The sequence below is a fragment of the Pseudarthrobacter sp. As-47 genome (genome assembly GCF_058215595.1).
Window position 1 is genome coordinate 427478 of record NZ_CM177088.1, and the last position, 15780, is coordinate 443257.

The following is a 15780-nucleotide window of genomic DNA, read 5'->3' on the forward strand; positions in this document are numbered from 1 at the left end:
CGGTTTGCGTCCGAATCCGGGGTCCCCGAAGTCCCGGTAAACTTGGGGATTGTGACTTCCCAAAACACCCCCGCGCCCAAGAACGCCCCAGAGCCGCTCGACGCCAGCGAGCAGATGCGGATCCGCATGGAGAAGCGCGCCAAACTCATCGAGCGCGGCTCCGAGGCGTACCCGGTGGGTGTGGAGCGGACGCACTCCCTCGCCGAGGTCCGCGAAAAGTATGCCCACCTCGAAGCGGACGACACCACCGGCGACACCGTCGGCGTCACCGGACGCGTCGTTTTTGTCCGCAACACCGGAAAGCTGTGCTTCGCCACCCTCCAGGAAGGCGGCACCGACGGCAAGGGCACCCGGCTCCAGGCCATGCTCAGCCTCGCCAACGTGGGCGAGGAAGCGCTCGCCGACTGGAAGGCCCTGGTTGACCTGGGCGACCACGTCTTCATCAAGGGCGAGGTCATCTCCTCCCGCCGCGGCGAACTGTCCGTCATGGCGGACTCGTGGTCCATGGCCTCCAAGGCCCTCCGCCCGCTGCCGGTGCTGCACGCGGAACTGAACGAGGAAACGCGCGTCCGCCAGCGCTACGTTGACCTGATGGTCCGCGATGAAGCCCGCGAAATGGTCTACACCCGTGCAGCCATCACCCGCTCCATCCGCGAAACCCTCTTCCGCCACAGCTACGTGGAGGTGGAAACCCCCATCCTGAACCTGGTCCACGGCGGTGCCCTGGCGCGCCCGTTCGAGACCCACATGAACGCCTTCGACCAGAAGATGACCCTGCGCATCGCCACCGAGCTCTACCTCAAGCGTGCCGTGGTGGGCGGGATCGACCGCGTCTACGACATGGGCCGCGTGTTCCGTAACGAGGGCGTGGACTCCACCCACAGCCCCGAGTTCACCACCCTTGAGTGCTACGAGGCGTGGGCTGACCAGTTCGTCATGGCCGAGCGCATCAAGGAGATCATCCTCGACGCCGCTGACGCCGTGGGTGCCGGACGTGTCCTCCAGACCGAGGCGGGGGAGATCAACCTCGACGGCGACTGGGCCTGGCTTGCGGTGTACCCGGGCCTTTCCGACGCCGTTGGCCAGGAAGTCACGCCGGAGACGCCGCTTGAGGTGCTTCGCGGGATTGCCGAAAAGCACGAGGTCAAGGTGGACCCCAAGTGGGACGCCGAGAAGCTGGCTGTCGAGCTGTTCGGCGAGATCGTGGAACCAACGCTGCTGAACCCCACCTTCGTCTACGACTACCCGCCCTCCGCCCAGCCGCTGGCCCGCCCGCACCGGGAGGACGGCCGGCTGATCGAGGCCTGGGACCTCATCATCGGCGGCATGGAACGCGGCACGGCCTTCTCCGAGCTGATCGACCCCGTCATCCAGCGTGAACGGCTCACCGAGCAGTCGCGCCACGCGGCGGCCGGTGACGACGAGGCCATGCAGCTGGACGAGGACTTCCTGCGCGCGCTCGAGTACGGCGCTCCGCCGATGGGCGGTATCGGGCTGGGCATCGACCGCCTGGTCATGCTGTTCACCGGCGCCGGAATCCGCGAAACCATCCTCTTCCCGCTCCTCAAGCCGGAAGGGCACTGACCATGGAATACGTGGCCGTCCTTCTCCCGTCCATTGTGGTGGGCCTGCTTTTCTGGTTTGCCATGAAATCGATCTTCAACGCGGACAAGGCCGAGCGCCAGGCTGAGGCCCAGGCCCAGGCAGAAGCCGAAAGCCGGACTGCGGCACCCGCTGACCGCTCTGAGCCGGAATCGAATAGATAAACCCCCACACTTTTCCCCCAATATCCACAGGAACCATTCAGTACTTTGACGCGTTGCCATAAAAAGAGTCATACTTTTTAGGAAACATCCTGCTTTTCTGAAAACCGAACCCTTTCCATAAGGAAGTCTTTTAAATGGCACAGAAAGTAAACATCATCCTCGTTGATGATCTGGATGGGGGATCCGCAGACGAGAATGTGAAGTTTGGCCTTGACGGGGTCAACTACGAGATTGACCTTTCGGCGTCAAACGCCGCCGAGCTCCGGTCTTCGCTTGAGCGGTTTGTTGCAGCCGCACGGAAATCCTCCGGTGGCGGCCGGGCCGTCCGAACCAAAGCAGCAGCCAGCGGCCGCAGCCACGATTCTGCCCAAATACGGCAGTGGGCGCGTGAAAACGGCTACACGGTTAACAGCCGCGGCCGAATTCAGGCCGAAATCCAGGAAGCCTACCAAAGGGCAAATTCCTAGTTTCGCCCAAGGCTCCGTAAGCCCTGCTTCCCAACAACGGGAAGCGGGGCTTTTTCGGTTCCCGGACTTAACCTCGCTTTGCCTGCGGGTCCTGGCAATTCGGATTTAGCAGCCTCCATGGCACAAACGCGGGCAGTGGCGCCAGTCAAGCATGCTGCACCCGGCAGTAGGCGCCGGCAGGGGCACCCGCGGAGGCCCCGCCGTCGTATTCCCGAAGCCACTGCGGTTTCCCCTGTGGCGAACACGCTCCACAACCAGAGGCCAGCCACGTAGCATCAAAGTACGTCGTAGCTAGGAGTGTGGCGAAATGTTTGAGCGATTTACGGACCGTGCCCGTCGCGTAGTTGTGCTTGCCCAAGAAGAGGCACGCATGCTGAACCACAATTACATCGGTACCGAACACATCCTCTTGGGTCTGATCCATGAGGGTGAGGGTGTTGCCGCCAAAGCTCTTGAGTCCTTGAGCATTTCGCTCGACGGCGTTCGCGAGCAGGTGCAGGAGATCATCGGGCAGGGCCAGCAGGCGCCGTCCGGCCACATCCCCTTCACCCCCCGTGCCAAGAAGGTGCTGGAGCTCTCGCTGCGCGAAGCCCTCCAGCTGGGCCATAACTACATCGGCACGGAGCACATCCTGCTGGGCCTCATCCGCGAGGGTGAGGGCGTTGCCGCCCAGGTGCTGGTCAAGCTCGGCGCCGACCTGAACAGGGTCCGCCAGCAGGTCATCCAGCTCCTTTCGGGCTACCAGGGCAAGGAGACCACCGGCGCAGGCGTCGGCTCCGGCCAGCCTGAGGGCGCGCCCGCAGGATCCGTGGTCCTGGACCAGTTTGGCCGCAACCTCACCCAGGCTGCGCGCGAAAACAAGCTGGACCCGGTCATCGGGCGCGAGCAGGAGATGGAACGCGTCATGCAGGTCCTCTCCCGCCGCACCAAGAACAACCCGGTCCTGATTGGCGAGCCGGGCGTCGGCAAGACGGCCGTCGTCGAGGGCCTTGCCCAGGCGATTGTCCGCGGCGACGTCCCCGAGACCATCAAGGACAAGCAGCTCTACACTCTGGACCTCGGTTCGCTGGTGGCAGGCTCGCGCTACCGCGGTGACTTCGAAGAGCGCCTGAAGAAGGTCCTCAAGGAAATCCGCACCCGCGGCGACATCATCCTCTTCATCGACGAGATCCACACCCTGGTGGGTGCGGGTGCCGCCGAGGGAGCCATCGACGCTGCCTCGATCCTGAAGCCCATGCTGGCCCGTGGCGAGCTGCAGACCATCGGTGCCACCACGCTGGATGAGTACCGCAAGCACATCGAAAAGGATGCCGCCCTGGAGCGCCGCTTCCAGCCGATCCAGGTCAAGGAACCCTCCGTGGCACACGCCATCGAGATCCTCAAGGGCCTGCGTGACCGCTACGAGGCGCACCACCGCGTCACCATCACCGACGGCGCACTGGCCTCTGCTGCCAGCCTCGCCGAGCGCTACATCTCTGACCGCTTCCTGCCGGACAAGGCGATCGACCTGATCGACGAAGCCGGCGCCCGGCTGCGCATCCGCCGCATGACCGCTCCGCCGGAGCTCAAGGCCATGGACGAGCGCATCGCCAAGCTGAAGATGGAAAAGGAGTCCGCGATTGACGCGCAGGACTTCGAAGGTGCAGCCGCGCTCCGTGACAAAGAGCAGAAGATGATCACCGAGCGCGCCGAGAAGGAACGCCACTGGAAGTCCGGCGGCATGGACGACATCTCCGAGGTGGATGAGGACCTCATCGCCGAGGTGCTGGCCAACTCCACCGGCATCCCCGTGTTCAAGCTGACCGAGGAAGAATCCTCGCGACTGCTGAAGATGGAAGACGAACTGCACAAGCGCGTAGTCGGCCAGAACGAGGCCATCAAGGCCCTGTCCCAGGCCATCCGCCGCACCCGTGCAGGGCTCAAGGACCCCAAGCGTCCCGGTGGCTCGTTCATCTTCGCCGGCCCCACCGGCGTCGGCAAGACCGAACTTGCCAAGGCACTCGCGGAGTTCCTGTTCGGTGAAGAGGACGCCCTCATCACGCTGGACATGTCCGAGTACTCCGAGAAGCACACCGTCTCGCGGCTCTTCGGTGCCCCTCCGGGCTACGTGGGCTACGAGGAAGGCGGCCAGCTGACCGAGAAGGTCCGGCGCCGTCCGTTCTCCGTGGTGCTGTTCGACGAAGTGGAGAAGGCCCACGCGGACCTCTTCAACTCACTGCTGCAGATCCTGGAAGACGGCCGCCTGACCGACTCCCAGGGCCGCGTGGTGGACTTCAAGAACACCGTGATCATCATGACCACCAACCTCGGCACCCGGGACATCTCCAAGAGTGTTGCCACCGGCTTCCAGTCCGGCACCGACACGCAGACCGGCTACAACCGCATGCGCGCCCGTGTCACGGAGGAACTCAAGCAGCACTTCCGCCCCGAGTTCCTGAACCGTGTGGATGACGTTGTGGTGTTCCCGCAGCTCACCCAGGACGAGATCATCGAGATCGTGGACCTGTTCGTCACCCGGCTGGAGAAGCGCCTCAAGGACAAGGACATGGGCATCGAGCTCACGCCGGCGGCCAAGGTGCTCCTCGCAACCCGCGGCTACGATCCCGCGATGGGTGCCCGGCCGCTGCGCCGCACCATCCAGCGCGAGATCGAGGACCAGCTCTCCGAGAAGATCCTGTTCGGCGAGATCCACGCCGGCGACATCGTCGTCGTGGACGTGGAAGGCGAAGGCGACGACGCGAAGTTCACGTTCGCCGGCAACGCCAAGCCGCGCATCCCGGAAATCGCCCCGAGCGTCTAAGCACCAAAACCGAAGGCCCCGCCAGCTCCTCGAGCAGGCGGGGCTTTCGCTTTGCCCTCCGTCCCGTCAAAGCGTTGGCATCCGGCGGTCACCCGTGGCTAAGTCGCTGCGGCACCGGAGTCATTTGCCGCTTGCTGCTCCTCCGTCGCTTTGACGCAAGCTACACAAATGACCCCGGCCCCTCCGCTTCGCGTGGGGCGCGCCTATGCACGAGGCGACGGACATCAGGCATTTATGTAGGCGCCGTCAAAGCGAGGAACGAGCAGGCGCCGGGAAATGTCTGATGGTCGTCGCCGGAGCGGACCCGGGCGCCCTGCCTCCCCTTTGAACTTGAGCGCCGGCGTCGGTCCGTGGGTAGGCAGCGGTTTGTGATGTGGGACACGGTCGGGTTGAATCGGGGCATGGCTAACTTGGAACCGGCGATCCCGGATGAGCAACCTTTGACCCCTTTTCATGATCTGGACCATTACCTGTCCATCCCGCGGGTAAGCGGGCTGGCTATGAGCCCCGACGGCCGGCGGCTGGTCACTACCGTGGCCACCCTGAACGGCAAGGGCACCGAATTCGCCACGGCGCTGTGGGAGCTTGACCCCGCCGGGCAGAAGCAGGCGCGCCGGATCACCCGCAGTGCCAAGGGCGAGGCCGGGGCGGCGTTCGCAGCCAATGGCGATGTCTACTTCACCTCTGCCCGGCCGGACCCGGACAGTCCGGACGGCGACCCCGTGAACGCCCTGTGGCTGCTTCCCGCGGATGGCGGCGAGGCCCGGGTGGTGCTGAACCGGCCCGGCGGGGTGGGCGCCGTGATAACGGCCAAAGCGGCGGACGCCACGTTTGTTGTTGCGGAGGTACTGGCAGGCTCGGCCGATGAAGAGGACGACGCCGAACGCCGCAAAACCCGCAAGGACAACAAGGTCTCCGCCATCCTGCACAGCGAATACCCGGTCCGTTACTGGGACGCGGACCTGGGCCCCGGCCAGCCGCGTATTTTCGCTGTCGAGCAGGGCCCCGACAAGGAGCACGGCAAGCCGGGCACCGTGGACGCCGCTGCGCCGCTGGTCCTGCGGAACCTCACCCCGGACGCCGGGCCAAGGCTCCGCGAGGCGGAAACCGCCGTCAGTCCCGATGGCAGGACCATCTACGCGAGCTACACCAGGCCGCTGGCAAGGGCGGACAGCCGGTCCATCCTGGTGGCCGTGGACGTGGCGTCCGGCAGCACCAAGGTGCTCCTGGATGAGGAAGGCATGAGCTACTTCCCCGGGCCCGTCAGCCCGGACGGCAGCACCCTGGCAGTGGTCAGCGAAAGCGACACCACGCCGCGCCAGGCACCGCAGGTCAAGCTCCACCTGCTGGATGTCTCCGGGGCACACGGCGACACTCCGGGCGGCCTCACCGCCGTAGCGCACGACTGGGACCGGTGGCCCAGGCCCGCCGCCTGGCTTCCCGACGGGTCCGCCCTCCTGGCCACCGCGGACGACGACGGCGCGTCGCCGGTTTTCCGGATCAGTGTCCCCGCAGCCTCGGCTGAAGTTGGCGTCACCCGGGTGACGGAGGACGCCGCGGCCTATACCGACGTCGTGGTTTCTCCGGACGGACGAAGCGCCTACGCGCTCCGGAGCTCGTATGAGTTCCCGCCCGAACCGGTCCGCATCGACCTCCAGACCGGCGAGACCACCCGCCTGCCCGCCCCGGCGGAGCGTCCCGTCCGCCCCGGCAGGCTGGAACGCATCGCGGCGACGGCGGCCGACGGGTCCCGTGTCCCGGCCTATCTGGCGCTGCCGGAGGGCGCATCAGCGGAATCCCCGGCGCCGATGCTGCTGTGGATCCACGGCGGGCCGCTGGGCTCGTGGAACGCCTGGACCTGGCGCTGGAACCCCTGGCTGCTGACGGCCAGGGGCTACGCGGTGCTGCTCCCCGACCCGGCCCTCTCCACCGGCTACGGCCAGGCCCACATCCAGCGCGGCTGGGGAACATGGGGCAGGGCTCCGTTCACCGACCTCATGGCGGTGACCGACGCCGCCGTCGCACGCCCTGACATTGACGCGGGCCGCACAGCTGCCATGGGCGGCTCCTTTGGCGGCTACATGGCCAACTGGGTGGCAGGGCAGACAGACCGGTTCAGGGCAATCGTGACCCACGCCAGCCTGTGGGCCCTGGACCAGTTCGGCCCCACGACGGATGCCTCGCAGTACTGGCTGAAGGAAATGACCGAAGAGATGGCGCTGGAGAACTCGCCGCACCGCCATGTGGAAAACATCAGCACGCCCATGCTGGTGATCCACGGGGACAAGGACTACCGGGTACCCATTGGTGAGGGATTGCGCCTCTGGTACGAGCTGCTGTCCAAATCGAAACTGGCCGCGGACCAGGACGGGCAGACGCCGCACCGGTTCCTGTACTTCCCGGACGAGAACCACTGGGTGCTCCAGCCGCAGCATGCAAAAGTCTGGTACCAGGTGGTGGAGCAGTTCCTGGCAAAGAATGTCCTGGACCAGGAGCTGCCCCTGCCGGCCGAACTGGGACTCTGAGCTCCTGGCCAGCTCGTAGGATGGCTCTGTGACTGAGTCCTTCCATATCCGCCCTGCCCGCACCAGCGATGTCTCCGCCATCAAGAAACTGGTGGCGCCGCTGGCGGACCAGCGGATATTGATGGCCAAGGAAACTGTGGCCTACTACGAAAGCCTGCAGGAATTCCGCATCGCAGAGTCCAGCGACGGCGAGGTCATCGGCTGTGGAGCGCTGCATGTGATGTGGGAGGACCTCGCGGAGGTCCGCACCCTTGCCGCGTCCGAGGACTGGCGCGGCAAGGGCGTGGGGCACGTGCTGGTGGAGAGCCTCCTTGAGGAAGCGCGTGCCCTGGGTGTGGCCCGCGTCTTCTGCCTGACGTTCGAGGTGGACTTTTTCAGGCGCCACGGCTTCGAAGTGATGGCTGACCAGTCCGCAGTGGACCCCGTGGTGTACTCCGAGCTCCTGCGTTCGCACGACGAGGGCGTTGCCGAATTCCTGGATCTTGCCAGGGTCAAGCCCAACACCCTTGGCAACACCCGGATGATCCGGGTGCTCTAGCACCGTCCCCAAGACCTCCTGCAGCCGCCTGACCTGCGCATACTTGTTTTATTCGAATTGATGGATAAACTAGGTGTGGCCGGGTTGGGGGGCCCAGGGGAAGGGACAGTCATTGGGGGCTGTCCCTTTTCTGTGTCCCGGGCGGGCGGCCGCAAGGAACCTACCGCTGCCGGCCCTGCCGGTAGTAGGGTCAAGGTGACATTCTCCAGGAAGCAGAGCCAGGAGCACCGCCATGAAAAAACTCATCAATGACCCCCGGGCCGTAGTCGAAGAATCAGTACAGGGCTTCGGCCTGGCCTACCCCAATCTGGTTACCGTCAGCACAGACCCCACCTTCATCATCCGCAAGGACGCGCCGGTGGGCGGCAAGGTGGGCCTGGTCTCCGGAGGAGGCAGCGGGCATGAACCGCTGCACGCCGGCTTCGTGGGGCTGGGAATGCTCGACGCCGCTGTGCCGGGGGCGGTGTTCACCTCACCGACGCCGGACCAGATCCTTCCGGCGACCCTCGCGGCCAACTCAGGAGCCGGCGTCGTCCACATCGTGAAAAACTACACCGGTGACGTCCTGAACTTTGAAACGGCGGCCGAACTCGCGGAGGCGGAAGGCGTCAGCGTCCGCACCGTCCTGGTCAACGACGACGTCGCCGTTGAGGACTCGCTGTACACGGCCGGGCGCCGCGGCGTTGGCGGAACCGTGCTGGTGGAGAAGATTGCCGGCGCCGCCGCGGAGAGGGGCGATGACCTGGACGCCGTGGCGGCGGTCGGTGAACGCGTCAACGCCAACGTCCGCACCATGGGAGTGGCGCTGTCCGCATGCACCGTCCCGCACGCGGGCACCCCCAGCTTCGACCTGGCCGAAGACGAGATCGAGATCGGCATCGGCATCCACGGCGAGCCCGGCCGGCACCGGATCCCCATGGAGAACGCCGACGGCATCACGGACCGCCTGCTGGAACCTGTCCTGACCGATCTGGGAATCACGTCGGGGGACAAGGTCCTCCTGTTCGTCAACGGCATGGGCGGCACGCCGCTGAGCGAGCTGTACATTGTCTACCGGCGGGCGGCCCAGGTCCTCGCGGACCGTGGTGCCACGGTGGACCGTTCACTGGTGGGCAACTACATCACCGCCCTGGAAATGCAGGGGTGCTCCATCTCTGTCCTGAGGCTGGACGATGAGCTCACCGGACTGTGGGACGCGCCGGTGCACACGGCCGCGCTCCGCTGGGGCGTGTAGCGGTGGCGCTTGATGTCACCTGGGCGGTGAAGTGGCTGACCCTGTCCGCCCAGGCTATGGCCGAACACCGGGTGGAGCTGATCGAACTGGACCGGGCCATCGGGGATTCGGACCACGGGGAAAACATGGACCGGGGCTTCCAGGCCGTCCTCGACAAGCTGGCTGAGGCCCCGCCGCAGACCCCCGGCGCCGCCCTGAAGCTGACAGCCATGACCCTGATGTCAAAGGTCGGCGGGGCAGCCGGGCCGCTCTATGGCACTGCTTTCCTCCGGGCGGCAACATCGCTGGGGGACACCGCCGAAATCGACCCCGCAGCCTGGGCTGGCGCCCTTGCCGCTGCCCGCGACGGCATCGTGGCACGCGGGAAGGCCGAGTCCGGGGACAAGACGATGGTGGATGCGTGGACGCCGGCCGTGGAAGCCGCCCGGAAAGCCGCGCTGGACGGCAACGGGGATGTCCTCGCCGTCCTGGTGGCGGCGGCCGAGGCTGCCGAAGCGGGCGCCGTTGCCACCGACCCCATGGTGGCGCGGAAAGGCCGCGCAAGCTACCTCGGGGAACGAAGCGCAGGGCACAGGGACCCGGGTGCAGCGTCTTCCGCCCTGATCCTCCGCGCAGCCGTGGGGGCCGCTGCGTGACCGTCAGCCTCGTGGTGGTATCCCATAGCGAAAAAATTGCCGACGGCGCCGCGGAGCTTGCCGCGCAGATGGCGCCTGACGTCCAGGTCCTGACAGCCGGAGGCACCACTGACGGAAGGATCGGCACCAGCCTGGAGAAAGTCCTGGCTGCCCTGGACAAGGCGGGCAGCGGCGGCACCGTGATCCTCGCGGACCTGGGGTCGGCCGTGATGACCGCCGAATCCGCGCTCGAGTTCGCCGAGAACCCGGAGGAGATCGTGCTTGCGGACGCACCGCTGGTGGAGGGCCTCGTGGCAGCCGCAGTCGCAGCGCAGGGCGGCGCGGACATGCAGGCGGTGAAGCGGGCAGCCGAGTCCGTGGGCGGTCCCGCCCGCCATCCGGATGACTTCCCGCCGGGGATTGTTGGCGAAGGGCCGGCCACCGGAAAGGGGCCGGACTTCACGGGCGACTTTGAACTGGTCAACCAGGCCGGGATGCACGCCCGGCCGGCTGCGAAGATAGCCGGCGGGCTGTCGGCGCTGGATGCGGAAGTGACGGTCAACGGGGTGGACGGCGCGTCCATGACGGGACTCATGACTCTCGCCGCCGGCAAAGGGTCCGTGCTGCATGTGGAAGCCTGGGGTGCCGACGCGGAACGGGCAGTGAACTACGTGGGCGGGCTGGTGCAGGCAGGATTCGGGGAGCCGTAGCCTCCGTTCGGTGTCCGGCCGGTGTGTTCCCGCGGGCAGCGACCCGTCCTGCGAATAAGCTCGATGCCATGGAACGGCCCCAGCTCGAAGACAGCCCCGCAGAAATTGAAGTATTAGAAGGTCAAACATCCGTGGAGGAGCTGCTGGCTGATCTTGGGTTCGAATGGCGGCACAGTACTCCGGCACACGATGCGGCACCCGCGACCGCCGACGACGACGCTTTCGGGCAGCCTGCGCTGTTCTGAACCCGCACCGCGGCTCAGCCCTGCTGGCGCAGCCCTTCGGCGTCGAGTACCACCGCAGCGGTGATGAACCGGCCGCACTGTTCGCCAAACGGATAGTCCCCCCGAGGACGGAATTCGACGCTGCGGACGGGCAGTGCCGTTCCGTCCGGTGCGGTTCCCGACGCCGTGACCGTCATGGGGGATTCGGTGAGCGCCTGCAGCATCAGCACCGCGTCCTTGCTGCCGTTCGGAGATGCGGTGGCTGAGCAGACGCCGTTGGTGCAGCCCTGGTCGATGGACGAGCTTCCCGGCCGGAGTTCCACATCGTCCTCCGTGCATTCACCGTCCTGGCAGGCCTTAAGGTGCAGGCCGGCGACCTGCTGTGCGTAGCCGGCAGGAACCGTTACCGAGACGGCGGTGGCCTGGGCGATGGCGGGGCAGGGGACCGCGCCGGGGCCGGGACCGCAGGCGGTGGCGAGTCCCGCCGTCGTCATCAACGCCAAAAGCAGCCCGTGCCTGCGCATACTTCAGCGTAGGACGCCGTGGCCGGAGCGTCCCGGGCCCTGCCCAACTGATGCCCGCATTGTTATGGCCGGGGCGGCTGTGACGGCCAAACGGAGACCGGTGTGAAAGCAGGCAGGGGCGCCCGCGTCAGTCCACAGGGAAAATGCTGATGAACCACAGGGAAGCGAGGGCGAAAACGGCGAAGAAGGGGACAACGCACCCCAGCGTGGACCGGGGCTTGGAGGAAACCTGCCGCGACTCGTTGGGATTGGCGGGGTTGTAGGCCACCTCGATCGGCGCACCCGGCACGGGCTGGCTGGCAACTGGGACCTCCGATTCGCCCGCAAACAGTGTTCCCTGCGGGTCCGTGAACTGGTACATCGGAAAGAAGCGCCGGCTACGGCTGGATCCGCCGCCGCCATTGGTCCAGCCCGCCACGCTGCCGGTGACGGTGGCCTGCACCTTCGTCCATGACGCTGCCTGCGCCTCGTCCCGCTTCGTGGTGCGCACGGCGCGGATCACCGCGAACACCGCTGCGATGACGAACAGCGCCCACACGATGTACAGGATCATCTTCATGGCGTCCCCCTGGTTCCCGTCACCAGAAAAGTATGCCAGCCCGCGCATACTTTCCTGTACTCACGCGGGAAGCCGGTAGCCGCCGTCGTGCATCTCCGCCAAGCCGTCGGCGATGAGACCGGCCAGCGCCCGCTCCAGCTGTTCCGGCGCCGAGTTGAGCCGGTGCAGGGCGGCCAGCGGCACGCCGATTCCCGCCGGCGCGAATCCCAGGTCGGCCGGCTCGCGGAAGAACATGTCCGGCGGCACCGGAGTTTCGGCCAGCCGCAGCACGGCGACCACGGCGCCGCGGACCTGGCGGTCCGTGCCGTGCCACGCCTGCCCCTTGGGGACGTACGACGGCGGCGGCTCACCTGCAGCGCGCCAGGCACAAAGGTCGTTGACCGGGCAGGCCGTGCACTTGGGGGCACGGGCAGTGCACACGAGAGCGCCCAGTTCCATGACCGCAGCGTTCCACCGCACGGAACTACCGTCGTCGGCCGGAAGGAGGGAGGCGGCCAGCCGCATCTCCGCCGCGGTCAGGGCAGGGGCCGGCAGCGCAGTACCGGAAACCAGGCGGGCATGGACCCGCCTGATGTTGGTGTCCACCACGGTCTCCCGCCGGCCGTAGGCGAAGGCAGCCACAGCCGCCGCCGTGTAGCCGCCCACGCCGGGCAGCGCCAGCAGTTCAGGGTACGTGTCCGGGACCTTGCCGTTGTGGTCTTGGGTAATGGCCACGGCCGCAGCGTGCAGCCTCAGTGCCCGGCGCGGATATCCCAGCCGGCCCCAGGCGCGCACTGCTTCCCCTGCGGGTTCTCCGGCCAGGGCCGCGGGGGTGGGCCAGCGTTTCAGCCATTCGTGCCACACCGGCAGCACCCGGACAACGGGCGTTTGCTGCAGCATGATCTCGCTGACCAGGATGCCCCAGGGCGGACAGGCGGGCTCGCGCCACGGCAGGTCGCGGGCGGTTTCGCTGAACCAGCCGTTGATTCGCTCGTGCAGGCGGTTTAGGTTGGCTGCGGTCCCGGCAGCATCTGCAGGACCCGCAGGATCGGCGGGACCCGCAGGGCGCGGGGAAACGGCGGTGGCGGATTCAGTGTCGATGCCAACACTGTAATGGATGTGTTTGGGAGGGCTGAAACGGGATGTGACCAGAGCGTCGGCGGCATGGCGGCGTGGTGGGTGAACAGAAACGGGCCGGTTCTCTAGCCTAGGAGGATGGGCAGGCAAGGCGAATCATCTCCACATGGCAGGGCACCGGCATCCGGTTCCACTGCCGTCCGCAAGCCGAGCGCGGCAGTCTACCGCCGCCGTCGGCTGTTCCTGGGTGGGGCGGTCCTGTTGATCATTGCGCTGGTCAGCAGCTTCGCCGTCGCCGGCGCCTTCAGCGGCAGGTCGGAGCAGGCCTCGTCCACGGCGGCTACGGCATCTGCAGAACCTACGGCAGCGGCTTCACCGTCGGCGTCCGAACCTGCCCCGACGCCCACACCGTCAGCCACTCCAGGCTGCAACCAGAACCTGGTGACCGTTTCCGCGTCCACTGACAAGGCGGCCTACGGGCCTGGCGAGAACCCCATGCTGACGCTCAAGGTGACCAACGGCGGCACCATGCCCTGCGAAGTCAACATCGGCACTTCGCAGATGGAGTTCCTGGTGACCAGCGGCGCGGACCGGATCTTCTCCTCGCGGGACTGCCAGGCCAAGAGCGAGGATCTGGTGAAGGTCATTGCGCCCGGAGCCAGCGAGACCGCGAACTTCCCGTGGTCCCGCACCCGGAGCGTGGAAGGCTGCCAGCCCATCGAAGCCAAGCCGGGCGGTGGCGGTGCGTACTACATTTTCACGGCGAAGCTCGGGTCCAAGGCCAGCCCCAAGGCTGTCTTCCAGCTGAATTAGCATCGATTGCTCCGTAATTGCCGTTTTCAGCCTCCATAACGACGATTTCGGAGCAATCGATGGGGCTACAGGAAGCGGTCCAGCAGGCTTGCTTCCGCCATCCGGCTCAGGCCCTCACGGACGGTGCGGGCGCGCTGGTCACCGATCCCGTCAACCGTCATCAGGTCATCGATGGTGGCGGCCATCAGGAACTGCAGCCCGCCAAAGTGGTCCACCAGGCGGTCCGCAACTGCCTTGGGAACTGCCTTCAGCCCGGACAGCAGGCGGTAGCCGCGCGGCTGCACCACGGCGTCGAGGTTGGCCTCCCCGCCCGCGAACCCGACAATTCCGGAAATTTTTCCGAGGTCGATCAGCTCCGTGGGGCCAAGGCTGACCAGTGCGCTGACGGCGTTCTCGATGTCCTCCGGGGTGGCATCCGGAGCGCCGTAATCGCGGATGATGACGTCGCTGCCGGGACCCCGGCCGACGGTGAGCTCATCGAGCTGGAGGGAGAGGAGGCGGCCGTCCTCACCGAGTTCCAGGACATACTGGGCTATTTCCTCGGAGATCCGGCGGACCATTTCCTGCCGCTGCAGGGTCACGGCCACGTCCCGCACGGTCACCATGGCCTCGATTTCCAGGGCCGAGAGTGAACTGGTGACCTGGTCCAGGCGCGAGCGGTACCGCTCCAGCGTTGCCAGGGCTTGGTTGGCGCGGGCCAAAACTTTCTCAGACCCCTCCAGGACGTGCCGCAGCCCGTTGACGTACAGGGCGATGATCTGCATGGACTGGCTGACTGAAATGACCGGCACCCCGGTCTGGATGGCAACGCGCTCGGCGGTGCGGTGCCGGGTGCCGGACTCCTGCGTTTCAATGCTGGAATCCGGGACAAGCTGGACGGCCGCGCGGAGGATGTTGCCGGCGTCCTTGTCGCAGATGATGGCGCCGTCCATCTTGGCGAGTTCGCGGAGCCGGGTGGGGGAGAAGTCGATGCCGATGTCGAAGCCGCCCGAGCAGATGGAGTCGATGGTCCGGTCCGAGCCGAGGACGATCAGCGCGCCGGTACGGCCCCGCAGGATCCGCTCCAGGCCGTCGCGAAGGGGGGTTCCGGGAGCCACTCTGCCCAAGGTAGCCCTGAGTGATTCTTCGGGGCTCCGCGCCATAGTGTTCCCTTCAAAGGTGCGGACCGCCGCCCGCAGGATTGCCGGCTTCAGCAGGTTGCCGGCAGGACCAGAAAATGCTCTGTTTCCCGCAAGCTCAATGATAGGGGCAAGAAACAGCGTCTTCCGCACGGGCAAGCCCTAAAGTGCCTCATTAGGGAGTGTGGGAAAGGCGGTCCGGAACGCGTCCGACGGCGGACGGGAGGGTGGGTATTTCGGCCCGTCTGCCGGCAGGCTGATACAGCGGTTTGATCCTGGCTGTTCTAGGCCGGGTTCGACAGCGAAGCCAGCGTCCTGGTGTTGCTGTCCCAGAGGCGGGCTTCCGTGCAGCGGCCCGCCAAACGCAGGTCCAGCAGGTCCATGGCCGTCCCGAGCTGGTGCGCAGGGACGCGCCGGGCAAGGGTGACATGGGGTGTCCAGGCATCCGGCAGGGTAAGTGGCAGGGCCCCGGAGATGCCAGCGTGGAGGAGGCCGTGCAGTTCAAGGAGCCGGCGGGTCACCACCACGGAGCGGGCCAGGACGTACGTTCCCGTCCGCGCGGGGAAGATGTGGACGCCGGAAAAGCTGATGTCCAGGGGCAGCCGCTGCCACAGGTTCCGGAGCGTGTCCGGTAGTTGCATGTCCGCGCCGGCCGCAAGGGTGATGTGGGGGCTGTTGCTGGGCGAGGTGTGGCCTGCCAGGCTGGGGATCCCGGCTTCCGCGAGCCTCGCCCAGTCAGCCCTGATAGCGGAATCAGTGGAATCCCCGAAGGTCAGCTCAATGCTCTGCATCCACCCATCATGCCGCCTACCACGGCCCAGGCTGCGCCCGG

At 66.5% G+C, this 15780-nt stretch carries 16 protein-coding genes; 11 read left to right on the plus strand and 5 right to left on the minus strand.

All coding sequences use genetic code 11. The features are described 5' to 3' along the window. Nucleotides 1-51 precede the first annotated feature (51 nt). The 10 genes from lysS to AC4BCK_RS02055 all read left to right on the plus strand — a co-directional run bounded on the left by lysS (nucleotide 52) and on the right by AC4BCK_RS02055 (nucleotide 10899). The gene (gene lysS / locus AC4BCK_RS02010) at nucleotides 52-1584 is read left to right on the plus strand and encodes a lysine--tRNA ligase (RefSeq protein WP_364318972.1); all 1533 of its coding nucleotides are present in this window, start codon (nucleotides 52-54) and stop codon (nucleotides 1582-1584) included. A 2-nt stretch (nucleotides 1585-1586) separates the two neighbouring features. Continuing rightward, nucleotides 1587-1766: a hypothetical protein gene (locus tag AC4BCK_RS02015; RefSeq protein ID WP_490566525.1), complete on the plus strand. Its 180-nt coding sequence runs from the start codon at nucleotides 1587-1589 to the stop codon at nucleotides 1764-1766. A 134-nt stretch (nucleotides 1767-1900) separates the two neighbouring features. Then, nucleotides 1901-2233: a histone-like nucleoid-structuring protein Lsr2 gene (locus AC4BCK_RS02020; RefSeq protein WP_490566526.1), complete on the plus strand. Its 333-nt coding sequence runs from the start codon at nucleotides 1901-1903 to the stop codon at nucleotides 2231-2233. 307 nt (nucleotides 2234-2540) lie between these two features. Then, nucleotides 2541-5033, plus strand: a complete 2493-nt coding sequence (locus AC4BCK_RS02025) for an ATP-dependent Clp protease ATP-binding subunit (protein ID WP_104185679.1) — start codon at nucleotides 2541-2543, stop codon at nucleotides 5031-5033. A gap of 401 nt (nucleotides 5034-5434) precedes the next feature. Further along, nucleotides 5435-7558 (plus strand): S9 family peptidase, encoded by a 2124-nt coding sequence (locus AC4BCK_RS02030; protein ID WP_377084811.1) that lies wholly within the window; start codon nucleotides 5435-5437, stop codon nucleotides 7556-7558. 28 nt (nucleotides 7559-7586) lie between these two features. Continuing rightward, nucleotides 7587-8096 carry an amino-acid N-acetyltransferase gene (locus AC4BCK_RS02035; protein WP_174178298.1) on the plus strand — a complete coding sequence of 170 codons (510 nt, stop codon included), beginning with the start codon at nucleotides 7587-7589 and terminating at the stop codon, nucleotides 8094-8096. Between the two features lie 232 nt (nucleotides 8097-8328). Further along, nucleotides 8329-9330: a dihydroxyacetone kinase subunit DhaK gene (gene dhaK, locus AC4BCK_RS02040; RefSeq protein WP_490566527.1), complete on the plus strand. Its 1002-nt coding sequence runs from the start codon at nucleotides 8329-8331 to the stop codon at nucleotides 9328-9330. Nucleotides 9331-9332: 2 nt separating this feature from the next. Further along, nucleotides 9333-9965: a dihydroxyacetone kinase subunit DhaL gene (gene dhaL, locus AC4BCK_RS02045; protein WP_174178302.1), complete on the plus strand. Its 633-nt coding sequence runs from the start codon at nucleotides 9333-9335 to the stop codon at nucleotides 9963-9965. Then, the gene (gene dhaM / locus AC4BCK_RS02050; protein ID WP_174178304.1) at nucleotides 9962-10654 is read left to right on the plus strand and encodes a dihydroxyacetone kinase phosphoryl donor subunit DhaM; all 693 of its coding nucleotides are present in this window, start codon (nucleotides 9962-9964) and stop codon (nucleotides 10652-10654) included. Before dhaL ends, dhaM begins: the two co-directional genes overlap by 4 nt. Before the next feature lie 68 nt (nucleotides 10655-10722). After that, nucleotides 10723-10899: a hypothetical protein gene (locus AC4BCK_RS02055; protein WP_251420881.1), complete on the plus strand. Its 177-nt coding sequence runs from the start codon at nucleotides 10723-10725 to the stop codon at nucleotides 10897-10899. Between the two features lie 14 nt (nucleotides 10900-10913). Here the strand turns inward: AC4BCK_RS02055 and AC4BCK_RS02060 are convergent, their stop codons facing one another. From AC4BCK_RS02060 to AC4BCK_RS02070, 3 genes are all read right to left on the minus strand, one after another. After that, nucleotides 10914-11402, minus strand: coding sequence for a hypothetical protein (locus AC4BCK_RS02060; protein ID WP_251420883.1), 489 nt, complete (start codon nucleotides 11400-11402; stop codon nucleotides 10914-10916). A 127-nt stretch (nucleotides 11403-11529) separates the two neighbouring features. After that, the gene (locus AC4BCK_RS02065) at nucleotides 11530-11961 is read right to left on the minus strand and encodes a DUF3592 domain-containing protein (protein ID WP_174178310.1); all 432 of its coding nucleotides are present in this window, start codon (nucleotides 11959-11961) and stop codon (nucleotides 11530-11532) included. 60 nt (nucleotides 11962-12021) lie between these two features. Continuing rightward, nucleotides 12022-12840, minus strand: a complete 819-nt coding sequence (locus AC4BCK_RS02070; protein ID WP_309296826.1) for an HhH-GPD family protein — start codon at nucleotides 12838-12840, stop codon at nucleotides 12022-12024. Nucleotides 12841-13155: 315 nt separating this feature from the next. On the opposite strand from AC4BCK_RS02070, the gene AC4BCK_RS02075 reads away from it, so the two are divergent. After that, the gene (locus tag AC4BCK_RS02075; protein ID WP_363956182.1) at nucleotides 13156-13830 is read left to right on the plus strand and encodes a glycosyltransferase family protein; all 675 of its coding nucleotides are present in this window, start codon (nucleotides 13156-13158) and stop codon (nucleotides 13828-13830) included. A 65-nt stretch (nucleotides 13831-13895) separates the two neighbouring features. On the opposite strand, the gene disA is transcribed toward AC4BCK_RS02075, so the two are convergent. Together disA and AC4BCK_RS02085 are read right to left on the minus strand one after the other, a co-directional pair. Continuing rightward, a complete protein-coding gene (gene disA, locus AC4BCK_RS02080) occupies nucleotides 13896-14972 on the minus strand; it encodes a DNA integrity scanning diadenylate cyclase DisA (RefSeq protein ID WP_066280172.1) in 1077 nt (358 codons plus the stop codon). A 260-nt stretch (nucleotides 14973-15232) separates the two neighbouring features. Next, nucleotides 15233-15739: a 2'-5' RNA ligase family protein gene (locus tag AC4BCK_RS02085; RefSeq protein ID WP_174178314.1), complete on the minus strand. Its 507-nt coding sequence runs from the start codon at nucleotides 15737-15739 to the stop codon at nucleotides 15233-15235. Nucleotides 15740-15780: the final 41 nt, after the last annotated feature.